General features: G+C 29.9%; 16 protein-coding genes. 3 read left to right on the forward strand and 13 right to left on the reverse strand.

Features of this window, described 5'->3' with window-relative positions; all coding sequences use genetic code 11:
- Positions 1-73: 73 nt before the first annotated feature.
- From G594_RS0102895 to G594_RS0102935, 9 genes are read right to left on the reverse strand one after another with little or no spacing between them, the layout of a single operon-like run.
- On the reverse strand, positions 74-1,207 hold the full coding sequence (locus tag G594_RS0102895) for a glycosyltransferase family 4 protein (RefSeq protein ID WP_027097185.1): 1,134 nt from the start codon (positions 1,205-1,207) through the stop codon (positions 74-76).
- Positions 1,208-2,422, reverse strand: coding sequence for a glycosyltransferase family 4 protein (locus G594_RS0102900; protein WP_027097186.1), 1,215 nt, complete (start codon positions 2,420-2,422; stop codon positions 1,208-1,210).
- A gap of 30 nt (positions 2,423-2,452) precedes the next feature.
- Positions 2,453-3,424 carry an ATP-grasp domain-containing protein gene (locus G594_RS0102905; RefSeq protein ID WP_034865807.1) on the reverse strand — a complete coding sequence of 324 codons (972 nt, stop codon included), beginning with the start codon at positions 3,422-3,424 and terminating at the stop codon, positions 2,453-2,455.
- A 22-nt stretch (positions 3,425-3,446) separates the two neighbouring features.
- Complete coding sequence (locus G594_RS0102910; RefSeq protein WP_027097188.1) at positions 3,447-4,088, reverse strand: sugar transferase; 642 nt, start codon at positions 4,086-4,088, stop codon at positions 3,447-3,449.
- An 18-nt stretch (positions 4,089-4,106) separates the two neighbouring features.
- Positions 4,107-5,378: a DegT/DnrJ/EryC1/StrS family aminotransferase gene (locus tag G594_RS0102915; RefSeq protein WP_027097189.1), complete on the reverse strand. Its 1,272-nt coding sequence runs from the start codon at positions 5,376-5,378 to the stop codon at positions 4,107-4,109.
- A 48-nt stretch (positions 5,379-5,426) separates the two neighbouring features.
- Positions 5,427-7,292 (reverse strand): polysaccharide biosynthesis protein, encoded by a 1,866-nt coding sequence (locus G594_RS0102920; protein ID WP_034865859.1) that lies wholly within the window; start codon positions 7,290-7,292, stop codon positions 5,427-5,429.
- A 47-nt stretch (positions 7,293-7,339) separates the two neighbouring features.
- Positions 7,340-8,104, reverse strand: a complete 765-nt coding sequence (locus G594_RS0102925; protein WP_027097191.1) for a tyrosine-protein phosphatase — start codon at positions 8,102-8,104, stop codon at positions 7,340-7,342.
- 12 nt (positions 8,105-8,116) lie between these two features.
- A complete protein-coding gene (locus G594_RS0102930) occupies positions 8,117-8,776 on the reverse strand; it encodes a CpsD/CapB family tyrosine-protein kinase (protein WP_051195892.1) in 660 nt (219 codons plus the stop codon).
- 11 nt (positions 8,777-8,787) lie between these two features.
- Complete coding sequence (locus G594_RS0102935) at positions 8,788-9,465, reverse strand: YveK family protein (RefSeq protein WP_027097193.1); 678 nt, start codon at positions 9,463-9,465, stop codon at positions 8,788-8,790.
- 769 nt (positions 9,466-10,234) lie between these two features.
- Here G594_RS0102935 and G594_RS19510 point away from each other — a divergent pair.
- Positions 10,235-10,663 carry a hypothetical protein gene (locus G594_RS19510; RefSeq protein ID WP_051195893.1) on the forward strand — a complete coding sequence of 143 codons (429 nt, stop codon included), beginning with the start codon at positions 10,235-10,237 and terminating at the stop codon, positions 10,661-10,663.
- A 120-nt stretch (positions 10,664-10,783) separates the two neighbouring features.
- Here G594_RS19510 and G594_RS0102945 read toward each other — a convergent pair whose 3' ends face one another.
- The gene (locus tag G594_RS0102945) at positions 10,784-12,376 is read right to left on the reverse strand and encodes a peptide chain release factor 3 (RefSeq protein WP_027097194.1); all 1,593 of its coding nucleotides are present in this window, start codon (positions 12,374-12,376) and stop codon (positions 10,784-10,786) included.
- A gap of 109 nt (positions 12,377-12,485) precedes the next feature.
- Here G594_RS0102945 and G594_RS0102950 point away from each other — a divergent pair, with 109 nt between their 5' ends.
- Positions 12,486-13,295 carry a Cof-type HAD-IIB family hydrolase gene (locus G594_RS0102950; RefSeq protein ID WP_027097195.1) on the forward strand — a complete coding sequence of 270 codons (810 nt, stop codon included), beginning with the start codon at positions 12,486-12,488 and terminating at the stop codon, positions 13,293-13,295.
- A gap of 60 nt (positions 13,296-13,355) precedes the next feature.
- Positions 13,356-13,580, forward strand: coding sequence for a hypothetical protein (locus G594_RS0102955; protein WP_027097196.1), 225 nt, complete (start codon positions 13,356-13,358; stop codon positions 13,578-13,580).
- Between the two features lie 125 nt (positions 13,581-13,705).
- On the opposite strand, the gene G594_RS0102960 is transcribed toward G594_RS0102955, so the two are convergent.
- The 3 genes from G594_RS0102960 to G594_RS0102970 form a co-directional block, all read right to left on the reverse strand.
- Positions 13,706-14,260: an AAA family ATPase gene (locus G594_RS0102960; RefSeq protein ID WP_027097197.1), complete on the reverse strand. Its 555-nt coding sequence runs from the start codon at positions 14,258-14,260 to the stop codon at positions 13,706-13,708.
- Between the two features lie 91 nt (positions 14,261-14,351).
- Positions 14,352-15,116, reverse strand: a complete 765-nt coding sequence (locus G594_RS0102965; protein ID WP_027097198.1) for a Cof-type HAD-IIB family hydrolase — start codon at positions 15,114-15,116, stop codon at positions 14,352-14,354.
- 18 nt (positions 15,117-15,134) lie between these two features.
- Positions 15,135-15,950, reverse strand: a complete 816-nt coding sequence (locus tag G594_RS0102970; RefSeq protein ID WP_027097199.1) for an SGNH/GDSL hydrolase family protein — start codon at positions 15,948-15,950, stop codon at positions 15,135-15,137.
- Between the last annotated feature and the right edge of the window lie 21 nt (positions 15,951-15,971).

A 15,971-nucleotide genomic window follows, 5' to 3' on the forward strand; every position in this document is an offset into this window, starting at 1 on the left:
TATAAAATATTTCGTTAATCTATATTCCTTACATATCTTATTGAGTTATACAAAAGCATAAAAAATTTACTAATCATTTTTCTTTATCAAATGCTTTTATATATTTTTCTATTGTTTCTTGAATATTTAATCTATTAATAATAAATGATCGAATAGAATTACATCTTTTTTCATATATATCTTGTTCTATATCACACAAGTAATTAAGTATTTCCACATACTTATTCTTGTCTTCTACTGGAATCGCATAACCACCATATTGATTTACATCTGTCCAAGGTGTATGATTACTAATTATAATAATACGCCCCATTAACATTGCTTCTACTATAGAATGTCCAAAATTTTCTCCATCCGTTGGCATATAGTATGCATGATATTTAATTAAAGTTTCTGCCACACTGTCATGATTTATTATGCCTTTGTATGATACTTTTATATTACTTGGTAATTCTCTAATCACTCTCAAACACTCATCCCAATATTTTCCATCTTCAATCGCTCCATAAATATCATATGTAATATTTCCTTCCAGTTCTTTAAGATACTCTAACGCCTTTAGCGTATTTTTAGTTGGATGTATACGAGCAATATATACCAAATCAAGTTTACCTCTTTTTTTTTCAATATTTTCATTTTCTTGCTTCATAATAGAAATATTTTGAATATTATATATCTTTTCTAAATGTACGCCTAGAAATTCTTTAATCTGCACACATTCTTCTTCAGCAGTTCCTTGAAAAAAAACATCTTTAATCAATCCCGACAATTTAAGTAATCTACCATATATCTTCTTTTTTAAGTGTCCTACTTTAATTCTTTCCGGATAAAATTCACCTCTTGGTGCTACTATAACTTTTACTTCTGGATGTGTTTTTCTATACAGAAGTACTGGCCACAAATCATCAAAACTAAAAAAACTATTTTGATAAATAATATCTGGTTTTACTTCATTAATCAATTCTATTATTTCTTTTACAGAATGGTGTCCATAACGTGTATAATAAGCATTTCCAAATTCGAACTTGTTCCAACCATCTTCTATTCCAGGAAGTCGCTCTTTATCATTTAATTCATGATTTTTAGAGATTACATAAATATCAAATTGATCTTTAATTGCATGTACCAAATTCCATATACTTATTGTTGGACCACCGCCATGTTTTTGTGGCCAAAATAAAGATGCCATAATTAATAACTTTTTCATCTATCTCCTACAAACCCTCTCAATCTCATCAACTATCTTCATATACGTATAACTTCGATTAAATCGCTCTTCTGCCATTCTTCTGGAATTCCACCCCATTTTTTTGCGCAATTCTTTATCATTTATTAGTTTTTCAATGGCATCCGCCACATCTGAAATAGAATCAACGCCACAATTAATACCACATTTATACTTATTAATTAAGCTTCTGTACTCTTCACATTCTTGCGTATTCACAACCGGAAGCCCTGCTGCTGCATAATCTGCATGTTTATTTATAATACTTTGTGCAGCCCCTTTTGCAATAGGATTTACTGCAATATCTGACTTAGATAAATAAGCAACCATATGTGGATAATCTATCCTTCCCTTGAATTCTGCCCTTACCCCCTTTTTAATGGCATATTTTTCAAACTGTTCCATTTGCGGACCATCCCCAAAAACTTTAAATATAACATTTTGAGGTAAACGGTCTGACAAAGCATCAAGAGCATCAATAATTATTTTAATATTGTAACTTATACCAAGTGTACCTACATAAGTAATCCAACATTCATCTTCATTTTTTTTAACTATTATATTATTAACATTTTTATCAAATTCTTCTAAGTCTGTACCCAAATAAACACACATACCATTTGAATCATTAATGCAATTCTTCAGGCCTCTTAATTTATATGTTTCAGAAACAGCTACAATTCGTTTAGACTCCTTATAAATATTATTTTCAATATGCATCATCGGTGCAAATATTATATAACTTAACACAGGAATATTAAAAACTAATTTAAAAGCTTCTGGCCATAAATCTTGAATATCTGTAATTAAAGGAATCTTATTCTTTTTGCAATATTTAACACAAACAGAACCCACATTCAACGATGGAACTGCAATATAAATCAAATCAGGCTTTTTTACCGTTTTTAAATATTTTTTAAGATTCTTTCCAAAAATATAGTGACTATAAAACCTCCTTAATGAAACATTTTTATAATATCCAGGTTCCTGAAGCATTTGAAATTTATATGGCACTTCTAAAAGAGACTTTTTATTTCTTATTCTCGTCTTTTTATTTTTATGTGAGAAATCTGTTGTAACGACTTCAACATCAAATCCCTCTCTAGAAAGTATAGTAGCCAAATATATAAATCTATTATTACCAGGTTCTTCTGGTGTTTGACTGAAATGATCAATTATCATTATACGTTTTGCCATATCTCCTCCTACAACTCAAATAATTAAATACTATTTATTATTTTTTATCATCACTTCATTGTACTTCATCATATAAATTCCTTCATCATAATCACCTATATTTTTCAAATTTGGTTTTCCTTGCAGATTTTTAATAATCATTTCTATATGATTACAACCACTTTCATAAGCATGTGGATAACCACCACCAAATCTTGGATTTACTTCAGATATATAATATTCGCCATTTATATCAAAAACATCTATATCTATTTGTCCACGATAACCTGCATCAGATACAAATTGCTCTATAATCTCAAAAAGTTTTTTATCTTTAAAAGAAACTGCTTTATCTGTCTCTCCAGCTCTCATAATAATTTTCTTCTTTGTAAAAATTGATATAATCTCCCCTGTAATTATGTCAATATATACATCCACACCAATTTCTTGTCCAGGTAAATATTCTTGAATCATTAAATTATCTTCATGAGCAAAAAGTAATTCTATCGTTTCTTTATTGTCAACTTTATTAATTGCGACTGATGCACTTCCCCTAACCGGTTTAACAAACACAGGATAAGAAATATGACCAGCAGCTACATCTCTATGAAATAGATCCTTATCTATATAACTTCTAGCTGTTTTATATCCATGATTAACCATCCATTCATACATCATCATTTTATCAAGACTCATTTCACACAAACTAAAAGAAGAACCAATAACAGTAACTCCCAATTCCATAAATTTCTCTTTATTTGCTGCTAACAAACTGAGTTCTGGATCAATTAAACTAAAAATAGCTGTAATATTTTCTTTTCTACAAATATCAAAAATCACATTCATATATTCTGGATCTGTCATACGTGGTACTATATAATACTTATCCCCTTCGTACAAGGCAGGGGCAATATTACTCATATCAGTGCATACCACTTTACCAATTCCCTTGATTTCCTTACGAAAGTACTGGACTATCTTATTTCGCGTTCCGCAACTTAATATAAGAACATTTATTTCCATAACATAATCTCCCAACTAATATTTAATTTCTAATTTTTATTCTTTCTTCAGCAAAATTTGTTTCCACCTGTCTAGTGTCTACAGCAACACCTTCATGTTTGCAAACTTGAAGAACTGTTTTTATTACTATCTTAACATCCAACAAAAAACTAATATTTTTCACATATTCAACATCTTTTTCCAATCTTCTATCCCATTCAAGAAAATTTCGTCCACTGACCTGTGCCAATCCACTTAAACCAGGTTTTACAGAATGCCTCAAACGTTCTTCTTCTGTATAATAAGGTAAATAACTAAGCAATAGAGGACGAGGGCCTACAATTGAAAGGTCTCCTTTTAAAATATTAACCAATTCTGGGAGCTCATCCAAACTTGTTGATCGCATTTTTTTCCCAAAAGAAGTCAACCTAACATCATCAGGTAATAACTTTCCATTTTCGTCCTTCTGGTCAGTCATTGTTCTAAACTTATATAAGCGAAAAGTCTTTTCATTCAACCCCGGTCTTTCTTGTGAAAAAATTACAGGCGACCCCAACTTAATTCTAACAAGAAGTGCTATAACTAACATAATTGGTGATAAAAGAATCAATGCAATACTAGAACAAATTATATCAATAATTCTTTTTATATATTTTTCATAAATTTTCTTTTTATATCTTATCATTATTTAACTCTCCAAATTTTACTCAAAACACCATTTAATAATTTCAATAATTTGCTTTTGCTCATTATGAGTCATTTTATTATCACTAGGCAAACATAATCCTCTTTGGAAAATATCCATTCCAACATCTAATGGTTTTCCATTCTGTCCAATTGCACCACCCGATATATATGCATTTGTCTTTGCTCTTCCATTACCTTCTCTAGTTACAAATCCATTCATACGATAGATTGGCTGCATATGCATTGGTTTCCAAATTGGGCGTCCTTCAGTATTGTATTTTGCTAATGTATCTAAAATTTCTGTTGGACAGCTCTTCCCATGTTCAGGAATATATAAAACTTCCTGTTCACCTCTAACTTGTTTACACATAGCTTCTGGATTTATTAACATACAACTAAGCCAGTAGTTAGGTTCTGATGTTTCTTCATCAAATGGATTCATAATTACAGGAAGATCCTTAAATCCTTCCTTATATCTTTCATAAATTGCTTTTTTCTGTGCAATATGCTCTTCTAAATATGGAATCTGACCTCTTACTACCCCTGCAATTACATTGCTCATTCTGTAGTTGTACCCTAATTCTTCATGTTGATACCACGGAGCATTCTCTCTTGCTTGAGTAGACCACTTTCTCACTTTATTGGCAGCCTCTAAGTCATCAGTTAATAGCATACCTCCAGATGATCCTGTAATAATTTTATTTCCATTAAAAGAAATAGCATTGTATGTCCCAAAACTTCCAGTTTCTTTTCCTTTATATGTTGCTCCTAAAGATTCAGCAGCATCTTCAATAATAACTGCACCATGTCTATCACAGATTTCTTTAATCTCGTCAATCTTTCCTGGCACTCCATATAGATGAGCAACTACAACCACCTTTACTTCTGGATATAATTCAAAAGCCTTTTCTAATGCTACTGGATCCATATTCCATGTATCATATTCTGTATCAATAAAAATTGGGATTCCACCTTCATATACAACCGGATTAACTGTAGCATCAAAAGTCATATCGCTACAAAAAACCTTTTGATTATTCTGTACCCCTGCTAACTTCATTGCCATATGTAATGCAGCTGTTCCTGCTGAAAGTGCTACTGCATACTTACATCCAACTTTTTCACAAATTAATTTTTCGATTTCATCTATATTAGCTCCCACTGTAGACATCCAATTAGTATTGTATGCTTCAGTAACATATTCAAGTTCAGCTCCATGCATTGTAGGTGAACTTAACCAAACTTTATTATCAAACTTTTTAAACTTATGATTCTTAGAAACAAACATCTACTTTTGTCTCCTTTCATATTAATTCAAATATTTATATTCCTGTAATTACCAAACTTCTTTAGTAGCAGCTACTTCATTATCCTCATCAGGATTTTTATAAGTAGGTACTACCTCCTGTAGTTTTTCTCTTAACTTTTCCTTATTTCCTATCTTAACTACATCTAAAAGCTCATTTATATTACTTTTAACTTTTTCAAGTTTGAATTCTCCAGGCCTTCCTATAAATATCTTCTTATGGGGTGTCTCACTTAATCCTTCTTCATCCATAAGAAGCTCTTCATATAGCTTTTCACCTGGTCTTAAACCAGTAACTTTTATTTCTATTTCTTCATTTGGAATATATCCAGATAACCTAATTAAGTTTTCTGCTAAATCATATATCTTAACAGGTTGTCCCATATCTAAAACAAATATTTCTCCACCCTTTGCATAGGCTCCAGCTTGTAAAACTAGTTGTGATGCTTCTGGTATTGTCATAAAATATCTTGTTATATCTTTATGTGTTAAGGTAACAGGCCCTCCCTCTGCAATTTGCTTTTTAAATAAAGGAACCACTGACCCATTTGAACCTAATACATTTCCAAATCTAACTGCTACAAATTCTGTGTCACTTTCTTTATCAATAGACTGTATAACCATTTCACACAATCTTTTAGTAGCCCCCATTACATTAGTAGGGTTTACCGCTTTATCAGTAGAAATTAATACAAATCTTTCTACTCCATATTCACTAGCAAGCTCTGCTGTGTTTAAAGTTCCTAATACATTATTTTTAATAGCTTCTCCTGGACTATCTTCCATTAAAGGAACGTGTTTATGGGCTGCTGCATGAAATACAACTTGAGGCCTATATTCTTTAAATATATTATTTAACCTTTTTCTATCTCTAACAGATCCTATTAAGGTCTTTAAATTTAAATCTTTGTATTTTCTTAAAAGTTCATTTTGTAGGTCATAAGCATTATTTTCATAAATATCAAATATTATAAGTTCTTTTGGATTAAATCTTGCTATTTGCCTACATAACTCTGATCCTATGGAGCCTCCTCCACCAGTTACCATAATTACTTTGTTTTCTATATAACTAGAAATACCACTAAAATCCAACTTAATTGGCTCTCTTCCTAGTAGGTCTTCTACATCTACATCTCTGATTTTTTTAACAGAGAACTTTCCATCTATTACTTCTGAAACTCCAGGCATTATTTTTACCTGAGCAGTTGTTTTCTTACATTCATCTAAAATTCTCTTTAATTCTACTTCATTTAATTCTGATATAGCTATTATTATTTCATCAATTCTTTGTTCCTCTACTACTGTAGGAATATCATATCTATCACCAAGAACTTTTATTCCTGAAACATAAATTCCTTTTTTAGCCCAACTGTCATCTACAAAGGCTACTACTTTTTTCTTATATTGCGGATTTTTCTTATATTCATTTGCAACAAGAGCACCTGCGCCACCTGCGCCTACTACTAAAACCCTTTTACAATTTCCATTACTTCTATCTGTAATAAAGATTAAAGTTCTTCTTACTACTCTCCAACCTATTCTTATACCGTTGCAAAATACCATTATCATAATTCCAGCCATTATTGTAACCATTAGCGGAATTCTTCTTTTATCTAAACAAGATATTACTAAAACCACACTAGTAGCTAACCCTGTTGCTATAATTCCTCTTAAAAATTCATCTATACTTGCAATAGACCAAATACTTTTATATTGTTTAAACGCCATAAATATCCCTATAAATATTAAAGACATTAAAAATATTTTGCTTATATAACTTTCATACATTACTACAATTTCTGCTATACTAATGTCCGTATATTTGAATCTAAATATAAAAGCTACAAAATATGAACAAAATATTAGTAACAGGTCCACTATTACCAACGTCAACATTTTTGCTTTTTTATTTTGCAATGTTATACCCCCTATGCTTAATTAAATCACTTTAAAAACGAGAAAATCCCCTTTTTTTCTTTTACCATTTCTCCTATAAACTCTATATCTTCATTATTTAATAACCTTCTGCCACTTTCTCTAAAAAGTTCTTCATTAATTTTACTTTTCTTTTTAGCCAAGTCTATTCCATTAGCTATTCCCGTACATCTATTTGTATCATTATGTGCATCAGAACCAATAAAATTATAGATATTATTAGCTAATAATATCTCTGCAGTTTTCTTCACACTATTTCCAAACTGACCTTCAATGCTTCCAGCATTCATTTGAAACAAGAATCCTTCTTTAATAAACTTATTAATTCTCTCTGGTTTCTCTATTATTGGTCTATATCTTTCTGGATGTGCAAGTATTGGAATTACTCCCTTTACTTGAAGTTCATATATGACCTCTAATGTTTCGCTATCAAAGCTTCTCATAGGAAGCTCTATTAGCATATATCTTGAGTTATTAATGGTACCTATAAGACTACTTTTATAATCATCTATTATTTGTTCTGAATAATAAACTTCTTGACCATAATGTATGTTTATATCTAACTCTTCTCCTTTTACAAGCTTATTAAACTCCCCTACTAAGTTTTTAACTTCATCATAAGGTGTTTCTCCATACCCCCTACAAAAATGAGGAGTGGCAACTATATCTTTTGTTCCACTCTTTTCTGCCATTTTTATCATCTGTAAGGTCATATTTATATTTTTTGAACCATCATCAATTCCAGGTAATATATGTGAATGTATATCTATCATTTAATCGCCCTCTTACTTACCTTCATTTCCATAATAGTAGTAATATTTTTTTCTAGTGTTTTCAACACCATTAAGTACAGTTCCCAATACATTAGCACCTACTTTATCTAAAAGTGCTTTTGCTTGTTGTACTGAATCTCTTTTTGTTTTCTCTGCTCTAACTACCAAAATTGTTCCATCTACCTTAGTAGAAAGGATTTGAGCATCTGTTACAGCTTGTAACGGAGCACTATCTAGTATAATTATATCATACTTGCTCTTTAGCTCTTCTAAAAGTCTTCCCATTGCTTTTGATCCCAGCATTTCTGAAGGATTTGGAGGTAATTTACCTGATGTTAAAATATGAAGATTCTCACTATATTCATTTACTGCATCATTCATTTTTTCTTTTCCTATTAATACATCAGATAGACCAACTAAATTAGATATCTTAAATTTTCTGTGAAGAGAAGGCTTTCTTAAATCACAATCTATTAAAATAACACTTTTTTCTGATTGGGCAAAGGATAAAGCCATATTACCTGCTGTAGTTGACTTTCCTTCACCAGGCTCAGAGCTTGTTACTACCATAGTTTTTATCTCTTTATCAAAAGATGAATATTGTATATTAGTTCTTAATGTTCTATAAGCTTCTGCAGCTATAGAATTAGGTTTCTTTTCTACTATAAACATATAATTCTCCTTTATTTAACCTTTTCTTGATCTGGAATAGCACCTAAAACAGGTACTCCTATAATATCTTCTAAGGACTCTTTGTCCTTAAATGTGTTATCCATAAACTCTAATAATAATGCTAGTCCAACTCCAACCATTAAACCTAGTAACATAGCTATTGCTATATTCATTTTCTTATTGGGACTTACTGAATTTTCAGGTAGCTTTACACTTTCAATTATCTTTACATCTGCATTCTTTATTAATGCTGATGATTCTTTAATAAATTCATCTGTTACTGCTTTTACTACATTAGCTGCTTCTTCTTTATTTTTACTTATGTACTTAACCTGCATTAATTGAGTATTTGTTATTTGTTCTGCAGATAATTCCGATACTACTATCTTAGGATCTAAATCTATATTATTATCCTTTAATGCCTTACCAACTAAATCCTCTGTTTTTATAAGGCTTGTATATGTTTTTACTAATTGTTGATACATTGTTATATCACTATTATTATAATTTTCTGTTGTAGCTTCCTTACCAACAAATAGTTTTGCTGATGCTTCATATTTAGGTTTTATTATAAAAAAGCTTACAACAGCAGATATAATTGTTGCTATAAGAGTTATTGTAACTATTAATTGCCATCTCTTTTTCAGCCCATCTACTATATCTTCAATTTTGATGATTTCTTCATTCATTCTACTTTCCTCCATAAATTTTAACATTATATTGTCGAATATACATACATTATTTATTTTACCATCCCAAACTACATTTGTTAATAAAGAATATATAATCTTTATTATAAATATATTTCCAGTTGTTTTACTAATTATTCATTACAACAACGAACATTTAACATTATTTCTTATTCCATATTCTATTTTAAATTATAATCATAAAAATTCAATCAATCCCTCCATTTTTTCTTCGACAAAGATTTTTATAAATAAATATTCTTTCGCACATTTACAATATCTTCAAACTTATCTAGACCAGCTACTTTGTAAATGAAAACTTATTCACATCTTTATTTATTCTTGTCGAATCTTTTTTTCTTGTCATTCATTTTTTATTATCTTTTTTACCAAGAAAAATGTATATTCATTTATATTTTTTCCGTATACTCTTCTAAAACTTCAAAAGATAATTTCAACTTAATTTAACTTGAATGATTTTATAAGATTTGGATTTGAAAAATAAATTTTAATGATAGCGTTTTTAAAACTATAACTCTTAAAGCAATTTTTCTTTTTTCATTTAAAAACTTTAATTAAAGATTTTTTATAGCTCTAGAAATTATTTATTTTTAAAATATTGTTTTTATTATTAATCTTTTAAAAGAATAAATATTCTTTACTTCTTTTAAAAAATATATTCTTTCATTAAATAAATAATCTTATTGTTATAAGACATATTATTTATTATAATTATATTGTAAATATTTTCCATAAAGGAGTTGGTGCAATGGTCAAGAAAAAACAGAACAGTGATATTTGTTCTGAAGATGTAGAAATATTAGATAATGTTTGGGATCAGGAGGAAAAAATTTTCAGAGATCCAACTGCAAGAACTGTTATGACTTTTAACTTTCAAGAACCTGATGATGAAGCACTATTATCAAATGAAACTGAAAAGAACGCCACTAATCAACTTAAAGAAAAATCCATATCTGATAAATCTAGAAATGATACTGTTTTTAACAACTTTACTGTAGGAGTAATTAATAACGATAAGGAAGCTTTTGATTGTAAGAGAAGCTACGCTCTTAGAAAATCAACTGTAAAAATATTAAATGAATTAAAGGGCTTTAGTCTAGATGTTAATATGCCTGTTGGAGAAATAGTAGATGATGCTATAAGATATTATTATTACTATGTAACAAATCAGCTTTAGATAGCTAAGAAGGTACTAGGTATGAAATAAAAAGCAGTACTACGCACAGTTTATTGTAACAAAAAAACTTCACTAGCTTTCTAGTGAAGTTTTTCGTACCTTCTTACCTTGTACCTTCTATTACTCTGTTTTTCCTACACCTGAAAGAATAATTCCTTTATTATGGTCTAAAGCCCAGGATATTCCCCAGTCATTTGGGAATATAAGAAGGTTTCTATCCTTAAAGTCTTTAACCTTCTTAGTATCTGAAGTAAGATTTAAAGTATCTGGGTCTAAATCCTTGTTTTCAATCCATCTTACATATCTATAAGGAAGTCTTTCCATCTTAATATCTGTATTGTATTCACTCTTAAGTCTATATTCTAAAACTTCAAATTGAAGTACACCAACAACTCCAACTATTATTTCTTCCATTCCTATGTGAAGTTCTTTAAATACTTGGATTGCACCTTCTTGAGCTATTTGAGTAACACCTTTTATAAATTGTTTTCTCTTCATAGTATCTACTGGTCTAACTCTTGCAAAGTGTTCTGGAGCAAAGGCTGGAATACCTTCAAACTTAAACTTCTTTGATGGAGAACATAAAGTATCACCAATTGCAAATATACCTGGGTCAAATACCCCTATAATATCCCCTGCATATGCCTCTTCAACTATTTCTCTATCTTGAGCCATAAATTGTTGAGGTTGGGCAAGTTTAATTTTTTTACCACCTTGCATGTGCATAACTTCCATACCTTTTTCAAACTTACCTGAACAAATTCTCATAAATGCAATTCTATCTCTATGAGCCTTGTTCATATTAGCTTGTATCTTGAATACAAATGCAGAGAATTTATCATCAAATGGATCAATTTCTCCTATATCTGAATTTCTTGATAGTGGTGATGTAGTCATTTCTAAGAAATGTTCTAAGAATGGTTCTACACCAAAGTTAGTTAATGCTGACCCGAAGAATACAGGAGTTAATTCTCCACTTCTAACCTTTTCTATATCAAAATCATCCCCAGCAATATCTAGAAGTTCTATATCTTCCATTAACTTATCATGAAGAGCTTCTCCTAGAATTTCTCTGAACTTATCATCTTCTACATTACCTTCAATAGCTTCTACTTCTGTTTGTCCGTGATCCCCACCATTAAAAGCAATAATTCTTTTATTATCTCTTTCATATACACCCTTAAAGTCTTTACCTGAACCTATAGGCCAATTCATTGGGTATGTCTTTATGCCTAATTCATTTTCTATTTCTTCTAATAATTCAAATGGATCTCTAGATTCTCTATCCATCTTATTTATAAATGTGAAAATAGGCATCTCTCTTAAAGAACAAACTTGGAATAACTTTCTTGTTTGATCTTCCACACCTTTTGCTGCGTCAACAACCATTACTGCTGAATCTGCAGCCATAAGAGTTCTATATGTATCTTCTGAGAAGTCTTGGTGTCCAGGAGTATCTAGTATGTTGATACAATGTCCACCATAATTAAATTGCATAACTGATGATGTAACAGAAATACCTCTTTGCTTTTCTATCTCCATCCAGTCTGACACAGCATGCTTAGATGCTTTTCTTGCTTTAACAGAACCTGCAAGTCTTATAGCTCCTCCATATAATAAGAACTTTTCTGTAAGTGTAGTCTTACCTGCATCTGGGTGAGAAATAATTGCAAAGGTTCTTCTTTTTTTAATCTCATTTATATAATCAGCCAAAGCTTATGCCTCCTCTATATTAACATTAAGTATATTTTTACACATCTTTAGATTATACCACATTTTACTGTATAATAGACATAGAATTTGTTGGTTTTGGGAGGTTATTATGTTTAAATTAATTGCTCTTGATATGGATGGAACTTTATTAAAAGGTGATAATACAATATCACAAGAAACAAAAAAAGCTATTAAACTAGCTAAAGATAAAGGAATAAAAATAGTTATTACTACTGGAAGGCCTCTTCAAGGAGTTATGAATTATTTAGAAGAATTAGATTTAATAAATTATGATGAATATGTTATTACTTATAATGGATCTTCTATTTATAATACAAAAACTTTAGAACCCATAGTTAGAAATGGGATAACAGGAAAGGATTTTAAAGATATTTATAAACTTTCTAAATCTTTAGGTGTTAAATTTCATGGTTTTACTGATAAATGCTGCATTGCACCCAAAAAGAACAAATATACTGAAGCTGAAATTTTGCATAATAATATAGATGTTAAAATTATAGATATAGAAAATGATATAAATGATACTGACTTTATTATAAAAGCAATGATTTTAGATGAAAAAGAAAAGCTAGATGAGGCAGTTAAAAAAATTCCTAAAGAGTACTTTGAAAAATATAATGCATTAAGAACAGCTTCTTTTATTTTTGAATTTATGAACAAAAATTGTAGCAAATCTAGTGCTCTAAAAGCCTTATGCAATCACCTAGGTATTTCAAAAAATGAAGTAATTGCCTTTGGTGATGGAGATAACGATATAGATATGCTCCAATTTGCTGGTATAGGAGTTGCTATGGGAAATGCTTCTCAATATGTAAAATCAAAAGCTGACTATGTTACTCTTTCTAATGAAGAAGATGGAATAGCAGATGCACTTTATAAAAAGATTTTAAATATTTAACTGCATTTTTTTCTCTCCTTAAGGTAAAACTATTTATATAAATTTAAGGAGGGATACTTTATGAGCAAGAAAAAAGCATATTTACCTAAAGTAAGAACAGACTATCATCCAACTGAAGATGAGATAAGAAGCTATGCTCCTAATGGAGATTCCACACCTCTTCCTAATCCTGCCGTTGATGATATAGCTGTAAATAATATAGCATGGCAAGAATTTGATTATACAGAGAGTCTTTTTGATGAAGGTGACGATATAATAGATGATAATCATAACTATGAAGACTAGGATAATATAAAAAGATAACCTAGTTAATAGATATAAAAAGGATAAGGAAAGATCTCGGCTTATGCCGAGATTCTTTTTTAATATAAAAAACTCCACTATAAAGTGGAGTTTCATCAAAATCTTTATTATACTAAATTAATTTTCTTTAATATTGCTTCTGCTCTTTCTTTTGTATTGCCAGTTATAACATCATACTTAACATTTTCTGATTGTAAGAAATTAAGTATTGCATTATCTACTGCAGATGCCATTTCTTCATCTTGCCATCTTACTCCATCCTTTGTGTAACCAAATTCTCTTGGAACAAAGAATACATGGTCATACTTAGGTAAATCTCTTAAAGCAAGAACATATAAATCCTTTAAGATTTCAATTTCTTTCTTGCTTCTTTCTTTATCACCAAGCATAAATCTTCCATATATATATGGTACAAAAGTTGCATAGTCTGTAATTGCATAATCAAATTGTTCTAGCTCTTGTTCTAACTTTAGCTGACCTAGGTATATCCCATATTGTTCAGCTATATTTTCAATCATACCTTTATCTCTTAAATAATCAGTGCTATATTCTGAAGCTGCACCTACATTAATATCTCTAATTTTTAAATCTACATATAATTGTTGCATCAAAGTAGTCTTTCCACATCTAGGTCCACCTAGTATTGCTATTCTTACAGGCATATCCAACCCTCCATTACATTTTTGAAAAACATAGTCTATTTTATCAAAAATCATTCCAAAAAACAACAAATAAAAATTGGTTATCTTTATACTACTTTAAGCAATAATTTTTTATAGCTTCTGCAACACTATTAACAATGTACTTAACTTCCTTTTTTACTCCATCCTCTGACGTTTCAAATGTAAAACTATTTCCTGCTTCTTTAAACATTGGTATATCATTATAAGAATCCCCTATAGCATATGTATCCTTAGTATCTATACTTTCTCTTTCCTTTACATAGTTTACACCTTCTCCTTTAGAGCACCCCTTAGGAACCACATCAATAAAGTAAGTGTTTCTATATGCAACTACTTCATCTGAATATTTTTCATTAATGAATCTACATATTTTCTCAACTTCTTCTATATCTGACTCTGGATAATAAAGAGAAATTAAAGACAAGTTTTCATCCTTTATATTTTCTAAAGCTTCATATTCTAAACCGTTCCAATCTATATCTTCTTTATATCTTCCATAAACTACATAAGAAGTATATCCTGTTTCCACAGATATTACAGAATCATCACTTTTTACATCAGTTATAATACTATTTACTGTATTATAAGGTATTTCTTTATGATGAACTACCTTACCATCCTTGTCTATTATTAATCCACCATTTAAAAGAATTAAATAATCTACTTTTATTCCATACTTGTCTTTTAAAAAAGTACAACTATTATAAGCTCTACCTGTTGCAACTGCTAAAAGCTCTCCTGAAGCATTTAGTTTCTTAATTCCTTTAAGATTTTCATCTGTTATATTGTTATATTCAACTAAAGTTCCATCTAAATCAGTTACAAATAGCTTCATCCTTTGTTCCCCCGTTAATTAATTCATTGAACTTTCTATATACTTAGTTACAGCCTTAATATATAATCCATAACCTTTATCATTAGGTAATCCACCATTACCTACAAGCTGATTTATTGCTACACTAGAGTTTGCAAACTCATTACTTACATCAATTGCATTAAGAGTATTATTTTTCGAAATATTTTGTATAGCAACTCTATATGCGTTATCTCCAACTAATGTACTTGGTAATATAGGTAAAATTGTACCATTTGGATTTTTTTCTTTTACCTTATTTACTATTCCCTGATAGTTAGCATTAAAAGTATTAATATTAGTTAGCTTATTATTATCATTTTGTCCAAAGCAAATAATGATTAAATCGTAATTACTTATATCATTATTTGTAGCCACTTCATAACCTACTCCTGATGTTGCACCAGCTCTTGCAAGAGAAACTAATTCCACCTTGCTACCATATGTATTAGTCATCCAATTTGCAATTTCTTTATCCCACATACCAGCTGTAGTATTTCTTCCTTGACTAAGGGCCAATCCATCACCTAATACGAGCATTCTTACATCAGACTTATTTTTCAACTTGCTATAAAGCCCCTTATTTTCTTCTTTTGGTGCTTCTTGATCTTCTTTTTTTTCTTCATCTGAAGGCTTTTCTTCTTCCTTCTTATCTTCTTTACTAGTATTATTATCTTTTGACGCAACCCATTCTGAAGTTACGCTCTCACTATCTTTTTGCATTTTCTTTTCTTTAAGAATCCCAAGAATTAAGACCCCTATTAGGACAATAAATAATACAATAATAATTCCTAACCCTTTTTTACTATTATTCATCAAAATTCACCACCTAACCAA

Origin of the sequence: Clostridium paraputrificum AGR2156 (assembly GCF_000424025.1) — a bacterium.
Taxonomy (GTDB): Bacteria; Bacillota; Clostridia; order Clostridiales; family Clostridiaceae; genus Clostridium; species Clostridium paraputrificum.

Excerpts from the sequence above, each read along its gene's own strand:
- G594_RS0102970 (WP_027097199.1), bottom strand. The coding sequence starts at position 15,950 with ATGAATAATAGTAAAAAAGGGTTAGGAATTATTATTGTATTATTTATT.
- G594_RS0102910 (WP_027097188.1), bottom strand. The coding sequence starts at position 4,088 with ATGATAAGATATAAAAAGAAAATTTATGAAAAATATATAAAAAGAATT.
- G594_RS0102895 (WP_027097185.1), bottom strand. The coding sequence starts at position 1,207 with ATGAAAAAGTTATTAATTATGGCATCTTTATTTTGGCCACAAAAACAT.
- G594_RS0102925 (WP_027097191.1), bottom strand. The coding sequence starts at position 8,104 with ATGATAGATATACATTCACATATATTACCTGGAATTGATGATGGTTCA.
- G594_RS0102900 (WP_027097186.1), bottom strand. The coding sequence starts at position 2,422 with ATGGCAAAACGTATAATGATAATTGATCATTTCAGTCAAACACCAGAA.
- G594_RS19510 (WP_051195893.1), top strand. The coding sequence starts at position 10,235 with ATGGTCAAGAAAAAACAGAACAGTGATATTTGTTCTGAAGATGTAGAA.
- G594_RS0102955 (WP_027097196.1), top strand. The coding sequence starts at position 13,356 with ATGAGCAAGAAAAAAGCATATTTACCTAAAGTAAGAACAGACTATCAT.
- G594_RS0102960 (WP_027097197.1), bottom strand. The coding sequence starts at position 14,260 with ATGCCTGTAAGAATAGCAATACTAGGTGGACCTAGATGTGGAAAGACT.
- G594_RS0102935 (WP_027097193.1), bottom strand. The coding sequence starts at position 9,465 with ATGAATGAAGAAATCATCAAAATTGAAGATATAGTAGATGGGCTGAAA.
- G594_RS0102950 (WP_027097195.1), top strand. The coding sequence starts at position 12,486 with ATGTTTAAATTAATTGCTCTTGATATGGATGGAACTTTATTAAAAGGT.
- G594_RS0102915 (WP_027097189.1), bottom strand. The coding sequence starts at position 5,378 with ATGTTTGTTTCTAAGAATCATAAGTTTAAAAAGTTTGATAATAAAGTT.
- G594_RS0102930 (WP_051195892.1), bottom strand. The coding sequence starts at position 8,776 with ATGTTTATAGTAGAAAAGAAACCTAATTCTATAGCTGCAGAAGCTTAT.
- G594_RS0102965 (WP_027097198.1), bottom strand. The coding sequence starts at position 15,116 with ATGAAGCTATTTGTAACTGATTTAGATGGAACTTTAGTTGAATATAAC.
- G594_RS0102920 (WP_034865859.1), bottom strand. The coding sequence starts at position 7,292 with ATGTTGACGTTGGTAATAGTGGACCTGTTACTAATATTTTGTTCATAT.
- G594_RS0102905 (WP_034865807.1), bottom strand. The coding sequence starts at position 3,424 with ATGGAAATAAATGTTCTTATATTAAGTTGCGGAACGCGAAATAAGATA.